1 protein-coding gene and 2 pseudogenes are annotated in these 1,427 nt (G+C 60.8%); all 3 read right to left on the reverse strand.

The features are described 5' to 3' along the window. A pseudogene (locus AC4PR2_RS28830) lies at positions 1-206 on the reverse strand (integrating conjugative element protein); the annotation flags it as partial. A 2-nt stretch (positions 207-208) separates the two neighbouring features. Continuing rightward, positions 209-901 carry a transglycosylase SLT domain-containing protein gene (locus AC4PR2_RS28835; protein WP_180547788.1) on the reverse strand — a complete coding sequence of 231 codons (693 nt, stop codon included), beginning with the start codon at positions 899-901 and terminating at the stop codon, positions 209-211. Further along, positions 880-1,350: pseudogene (locus AC4PR2_RS28840) on the reverse strand (TIGR03759 family integrating conjugative element protein); the annotation flags it as partial. The gene AC4PR2_RS28835 and the pseudogene AC4PR2_RS28840, both read right to left, overlap by 22 nt. Positions 1,351-1,427: the final 77 nt, after the last annotated feature.

A 1,427-nucleotide genomic window follows, 5' to 3' on the forward strand; every position in this document is an offset into this window, starting at 1 on the left:
ACCGGCAATACGGTCACTTCAACTTCATCAGCAGAGGCAGGGGCTTGCGGCATGGCCGGCGGCGCTTCCGCATCACTCTGCCGATTAATCCCCTCAAAATAAGGTGATGCGTCATCGCCACCGACATCGGCGATCACGTTCAGGTTGGCCAGCGCAGTGGTGGTCACCAGACTCAGGCCGAACAGCAGAAAAGTCATTTTTTTCATGATTATGGGTTCCGTGGTTCAATCCAGGTCAGCGCCACCGTTTGTGCCGGTAACACCGTAGCCGTGGGGGTTGTACTGGTCACCTGGAGCGGGGCGGAACCCCTACCGTTCAGGCGTGCCAGCTTGCCGCTCACAATGGATTTATACCGGGCTGCAGGCGCACCGCCGGCGGGATGGTGATAACACCCGGCGGCAACCAGCCAGCTCCCAGGGTTGCGGTCATAGCATTCCCGCAGGATGGCCGCTGCCGCGTTGAGGTTGGTGTAAGGGTCAAACGCCTCCCAGGTCGACGTGAAATGATGGCCGTTCCAGCCCAGATTGACCTGGGCAATCCCGACATCGATGCGCTTGCGAGGATGTGTTTTCAAAAAACGCTGCAGTGCTTCCCAGGCCTGCAGGCGGCTGGCGTAACGATACCCTTTGCCGGCCACGTTAATGGTCCAGGGCCAGGGACGTTCCACATCTGGGGCCGGGCCAGCCCCGCGAGTCACCGAGATGATGCTTTTCGGCGCCATCGATGTCTCGGCCAGTGCCACCGAGTACAGGGACTCCGGCGGCACCCCGTGGCGCAGCGCCACCTCCCGATAACCGGAAGGAACCTGTTGGGTGGCGGCGTGAACGACGCCACCGCTCACAACGGTGAGGAGGGCAAACAGGGGCAACAGCCCCCGGGTCAGAATGCGGCGAGTGTCCATCCGTTCTCCCCTTGTTGCAGCACCACTGGCATCAGGCCGTTGCCGAATTTCATCCAGCGGCCACCATCATGATTCAGCGTGATTTGACGTGCGCGCACCTTGTCGACGGGAATGTGATGCGCCCGAGCCCACTCGCGCAGCAGACTGTCATTACCCTTGCTGTCAACAAGGTAAATGTCGACCGGCCGGTTATCTGCCAACACCGCCGCCAGGCGTGCATCGCACTGCCCGCAGTCCTTCGCTTTCACGAACAGCGCCAGTCGCCCGCCGGTGTCATGTGCGATACCGGCCGCATTCCCCATGTTCACCGGCAACACACCAAGGCGCTGCCAGGCCGCATCCACCTCACGCTGGAACTTGAGTTCTTTCTCTGTACGGGCGAACTCCTGCTTTACCCACAGCTGCGCGTACTTTTTACGCTCGGCATCGCTCTGTGCCTCGATGCCAAGTATCTCGCGTCAATTATTTTGGCCGGTCGGCGACAATTAAAATGGCCGGTTCACTACGGCGCCAGTGATGCCGCCTC

It is taken from the genome of Serratia sp. A07 (genome assembly GCF_058725505.1).

Bases quoted from the DNA above. Each gene is read 5' to 3' on its own strand.
- AC4PR2_RS28835 (WP_180547788.1), bottom strand. From the start codon at position 901: ATGGACACTCGCCGCATTCTGACCCGGGGGCTGTTGCCCCTGTTTGCC.